A 5,506-nucleotide genomic window follows, 5' to 3' on the forward strand; every position below is an offset into this window, starting at 1 on the left:
GGTCGGTGCGGTGGCCCGACGGGTGGCCCGGCGGCGGGTACGGCCCTTGGGAGCGGCGTCCTCGGCCTCGACGGCCGGCGCCTCTTCGGCTTCGGCGGCGGCCGGGGCGGTGGTCGTGGTCACGACGGCCTCGGTGCTGTTCTCCGTCGGCGCACCGGCGGGTGCGGTGGCACGGCGCGTGGCCCGACGGCGCGTACGCGGCGCCGGGGCGGCCTCCTCGGCCGCGGGCTCCGCCTGTACGGCAGGTGCGGCGGCCTCAGCCGCGGGCGCGTCGGTGACGGACGTCTCAGTGGCGGCCTTCTCGGCGGTCACCGCTTCAGCGGCCGCAGCCGCCTCTTCGGTCTCCTCCGGCTCCTCCGTCGCGAGATCGGTGGAGCTCACGGCCGGTATGGCCGGCGCGGTGGTCTCGGCCACGCTCTCGCCCTCGGTGTTCCCGGCGGGCGGTCCCGCGGGGCGGGACGCGGCGCGACGACGCCTGCGCGGCGGCAGGGTGTCGCTGGGGGTGCTGTTCTCGGAGCCCGTGGAGGGCTCAGCGGGTTCGGTCGGTTCGAGCATGCGGGTGGATCTCCCGTCAGGCTCCCGGGCGCCGCGGATCCGGTGACGTCCGCGGCTCGCGCGATGCGCGGTGCCGCCGTCCGGGGCGCGGGCGCCGCACGGGAGCTCTCTGTGTCCTGTCTCGCCGGTTCCGTACGCCATGTGTGCGTACGGCCTGGCGAAAGTCTTCTGGTCGGTGCGCTGCCCGAACCAGGTGGCTCCCGGATACGAGGGCGGCGCTTCGACGTACGTCCTTACGCGGGACCTTCCTTACGCCGACGCCTTCGCGGCGGCAGCGGTCGCGTCCCCAGGAAAAGCATCTGAGGCGGCAGCCACTGCCTCGCGGTCGGGCGCGAGCGGGTCGGTCACCGTGCCGGTCTCTTCATCGAAAAGCCCCTGCGCCAGCCTGGTCACCCCTGCGGGGACCGGCGGCGCCAGGTCGGCCACAGCTCGGAGACCGGACAGGACGTCGTCAGGTCGAACGGCAGGCGTCACGTGCCGAACAACCAGCCGCAGTATCGCACAGGGCTGGTCGGTCGGCCTATCAGGCTGTGGACTGTGCGTCTCAGACTGTGACTTCTGTGCCTCGGGTTGTGCTGTGCGCGCCTCCAGGCTCACGACTGCGCCGCGGGCGTCGAAGGTGCGCATGCCGTTCTTCATCTTGCGCTGGACCTCGACGGTCTCGGCCGACGTGAAGGCGTCGACCGCGCGCTCCGCGTCCTCCGGTGTCACGCCCACGAGGCGCAGCTCCCATACGGACGCGGTGAGCCGGTCGGCGAGACCCGACGTACGGGCCTCCACGGCGTCGATGATGTCGAGCCCGACAGGCATCGACTCGTCGAGGAGCAGACGCAGCTTCTCGGGGTCGCGCGCGTCGGTGAGCGCGATCTCCAGGTACTCGGCCTCACTGCCCGTGCCGGTGGGTGCGGCATTGGCGTACGACACCTTCGGGTGTGGGGTGAACCCCGCCGAGTACGCCATGGGCACCTCGGCGCGGCGCAGCGCACGCTCGAAGGCACGCTGGAAGTCGCGGTGGCTGGTGAACCGGAGGCGGCCGCGCTTGGTGTAGCGCAGTCGAATGCGCTGCACCGCGGGTGCGGGCGGCGGGCCTTCGGGCTGTCGCTTGCCCAGTGTCGTTCAGTCCTTCGTGAGAGCGGTCGTACTGCTACCTAGAGTACGTGCCTCGGCGCCCACAGGTTCCCCCCGGGAGCGGTCCGGCCCGGACTGCGGGCCGTCGGCGGGCTTGGCGAAGCGCACCGGCCCGGGCTCGCTCCGGGGCTCGGCCAGGGCGACCGGCTCGGGTTCGCGCGGCGCCCCGAACAGCATGCGCCGGATGTCCGCCCGGGTCTGCCGCGCCGTCTCACGGGCGCTCGCCAGGGCCTGCCGGGTGGTACGGCCCACACTCCGGGCGGCCTCCGCGGCAGGCCGCCAGACGGCGTCCCGTACGAGGTGTCCGACAGGGGTGAGCACGCTCTTGTACGCCCATCGCACCGGCTCCACGAAGATCCACCGGAAGAGTCGCCCGAGGAAGCGTCCGACGGCGAGGGAGATGTACCCGGCGACGCGCCACGCGTGCCCCAGGGCTTCGCCGATCTCCCGGGCGACGACGGCGATGCCCCGCCCGACGGGTGCGAGCACCCAGCGCCACAACGCGACGGCGGGCACGACGAAGATCCACCGCAGGAGCGTCCCGACGACCATTCCGAGCCAGGTCACCCCCGCCCAGATCCCACGCCCCGTCCATGTCATGGCGGCCCACAGACCCCTGCCGATCCATGTCATGCCGGCCCACAGACCACTCGCGACCCATACGACGCCGGCCCAGAGGCCCCGGGAAGCCCATGTCACGCCCGCCCACACACTGCGGCCGACCCACGTGATGGCGCCCCACAACCCCAGCGCTGCCCAGGCGAAACCCCGCCCTGTCGGCGCGAGCAGGGCCCGGTACAGCCATCCGGCGGGAGCGACGACCGACACCCGCCACAGCCAGGCGCACCCGGCCCCGATCCCCCGCAGCGCCCACACCACTCCGTGTCCGACGGGCGTCAGCACCCGCTCGTACAGCCATACGGCGGGCACGACGAGCAGCACGTTCCCGAGCCAGGCCAGGGCGCGCCCCAGCGGCACGGCCACGTACCGCCACAGCCCCACCCACGGCCACACGAACAGCAGCTTGCCCAGCCACGCCAGGGCGTACCCGAGGCCGGTCAGCACCCACGCGACGACGGTCGCGATCCCCTCGACCAGCCACACGAAGGCCCGCCCCACGGGCGCGAACACCCACATGAACGCCCGCCCCAGAGGCCGGAACAGCGTGTCCTTGAGGACACGCCCACCGACGACCAACGCGTCCCACACCATCCGTACCGGCAGGACCAGTACCAGCACCACGATCCGCACCGGAATACGGATCGCGACGGCGAGGCAGCCCTCGGGAGCGGCGTCCTGCCGCCGCGCGGGCACCCCGTACGCACCGGATGCCGCGGGTGTCACAGGCAACTCGGGCTGCGCAGGCGTCCCACGCGGCACAGACGACTCACGCGGCGCGGGCTGCGGCGACTTCTCCAGGTCCATATCAACGAGGACGCATCAATGGCCCGTACGGATCCAGAACCGCAGCATTCCGCCGCGTTCATCCTCGAAGTCTCCACCATTGGCCTCGATCACCTTGCGGGAGCCGATGTTGGTGGTGTCGCAGGTGACGAGGACCCGGTCGAGTCCGAGGTCACGCGCGTGCGGCAGGACGTCCCGGAGCATGGCCGTGGCGTACCCCTTTCTGCGCGCCGTCGGCCGCACGCCGTAGCCGATGTGGCCGCCGAAGTCGCGCAGATGCGGGGTGAACCGGTGCCGTATCTGGATCCGGCCCAGATAGTCGTCCCCGTCCACGTACCAGAACCAGCTGCTCGGTACGAAGCCCTCGGGCCGCCGCCCCTCCTCCAGCTCCTCCTCACGGACCGCCGCGACATAGTGCGCGAAGCCGTCCGGCTCCTGCCAGTTGTCGCCGTACACGGCGAGCTCCCGCTTGAGGGTGTCGCCGAAGTACTCACCCTCGGCCACGTTTTCGCGCACGGCGTCGAGGAAGGGGACCCGGAACCGGGGGTCGGGGCTGATGAGCTGCGGCATCGCCTCATTGTGGCGGGCCCGGGCGAGGCCCGGCCACGGCTTTTCCACCATGGACCGGCCGTGTACCGGCGCCTTCGCCCGCCGCGGCGAGGACGCTAGTCCACGTCGATTCCGTACTCCCGGATGAGTTCCTCCAGACCGCCCCGGTAGCCCTTGCCGCCGAGCACGAAGTCCCAGTCGCCGCCGGCCCGGCGGCGGAAGGAGCCCAGGACCAGCGCGGTCTCGTAGGCGCGGCCGTCGGACACGTCGAGACGGCCCAGCTCGGTTCCCGAGGCGTCCGACAGCCGGATGCCCGCCTCGGTGAAGCCGGAGAGGTCCGCATCGGGGTTGATCTCGGGGTCGACGGCGGCGACGAGGACGAGCCGGTCGGCCTGGTCGGGCAACGCGTCGAAGGACACCCCGATCGCCGCCTTGTCCGGTGCGGCGGCGGCGAGCGCGCGGACCGTACCGTCCGGTGTCCGTGGGTTGTTGAAGAAGACGAAGTGCTCGTCGCTCAGCACCCGGTTGCCGTGGCAGACGAGCGCGCAGACGTCCAGGGCGACCTGGCCGGTCCAGAACATGCCCAGCCTGTTGTGGTCGCCCGTCCCGCCCTCGTCGGCGCCCGGTGTCCGTCCCTCCGGTGTACGTCCTTCCGGTGTACGTCCTTCCGGTGTACGTCCTTCCGGTGTACGTCCTTCCGGTGTGCGCTGGGCGGGAATCGGGCCGCCGGAGTTCCCGAGGCGGCCGCGCAGCCCGTGCCGGTGCAGGAGGTCGACGAGTTCGTTGCCCGCGACGAGTTCCAGGGGCTTGCCGTTGGCGAAGGTGTGCGAACCGGGGCCGAAGCCGGACGTCGTGACGAGTACACCCTTGTTGGCGCCCGCGTCCTGGACCGTGCCGAACAGGTCGCGGACGGCGGTCGGCGGCACGGTGTTGCGATAGCGCTTCACCTGCACGACGATCTTGCCGCCCCGGATCGGCGTCGGGTCCAGAGCGTCGACGTCCACACCGCCGTCGTTCGACCGCTGGGTCGTCACGGCCTGCATGCCCATGGCCCGGAACAGTTCAGCGACCAGCGACTCGAAGGCGACCGGGTCCATCTCGTACAGATCCGGCTCCTCGTCACCCCCGTGGGTGACGACGCCGTTGCCGACGTCCTCGGGCCGCCGGCCGGGCCGTACGACCGCACGTTGGTCGGGCCGTGCCGACAGCTGTCCCCGTAGCCCGTCCACCAGGCAGTCGACGGCGCTGACCTGTTCCAGACGGAGCCCGGTGAAGACGGAGCGGGACGCCATGACCGTGGCCAGGAAGATCCGCGCCTGTCTGCCCGTCGCCGGGTCGTGGTCGTCGACGAAGCCGTTGAGCGCCACCGACTCCAGCGCCCCGAACTCGTCCGCCGCGAAGAGATCGTGCAGGACGAGGAGCACGCACTGCGCGAGCACGTCCCGGTAGAGCGCGCGGCGCTGGGAAGCCGGCCGGGGCGCCTCTTTCTCCTGATCGGCGCCGGGCATGTACCGCACGAGCTTCACCTCGGGTACGACGTCGTACCCGGGCAGCTCCCAGTTGAGCACCAGCTGTCGCGCGGGTGAGTCGTACGCGGCCGTCACCTGGCGCGGCAGGTCCTCGGGCCACGCCGAGGAGGCGTACAGGGCCGCGGAGAAGTACTCCACCACGGCCTCGGGGTCACCTTCGCGGAGCCCGGCGGCCATCTCGGCGACACCGGCGTTGTGCCGACGGATTTCACCCAACCGGGCGTCGGCCCACTGCTCGTACTGCCGTTGATAGGCGGCCAGTTGCTGTAGTCGCTGCCCCTCCGCCGCCTGCGCGGCCTGCCAGTCGCGCTCGAACCGCGCCCGCGCCTCCGCCTGCGCCT

Annotated in this window: 4 protein-coding genes and 1 pseudogene; all 5 read right to left on the bottom strand. The window is 72.0% G+C overall.

Features of this window, described 5'->3' with window-relative positions:
* Positions 1-555, bottom strand: a pseudogene (locus tag O3Q52_RS48045) (ribonuclease E/G); the annotation flags it as partial.
* Positions 556-804: 249 nt separating this feature from the next.
* Positions 805-1,623: a TIGR03936 family radical SAM-associated protein gene (locus O3Q52_RS48050; protein ID WP_269654769.1), complete on the bottom strand. Its 819-nt coding sequence runs from the start codon at positions 1,621-1,623 to the stop codon at positions 805-807.
* 48 nt (positions 1,624-1,671) lie between these two features.
* Entirely contained in the window at positions 1,672-3,108 is a 1,437-nt protein-coding gene (locus O3Q52_RS48055) for a hypothetical protein (RefSeq protein ID WP_269654770.1), read from the bottom strand.
* A 15-nt stretch (positions 3,109-3,123) separates the two neighbouring features.
* Entirely contained in the window at positions 3,124-3,657 is a 534-nt protein-coding gene (locus tag O3Q52_RS48060) for a GNAT family N-acetyltransferase (RefSeq protein WP_269654771.1), read from the bottom strand.
* Between the two features lie 95 nt (positions 3,658-3,752).
* Positions 3,753-5,506, bottom strand: a 1,754-nt coding sequence (locus tag O3Q52_RS48065; RefSeq protein WP_269654772.1) for a restriction endonuclease, incomplete at its 5' end; no start/stop codon positions are given.

This window comes from Streptomyces sp. ActVer, assembly GCF_027270795.1.
GTDB classification, from domain to species: Bacteria; Actinomycetota; Actinomycetes; order Streptomycetales; family Streptomycetaceae; genus Streptomyces; species Streptomyces umbrinus_A.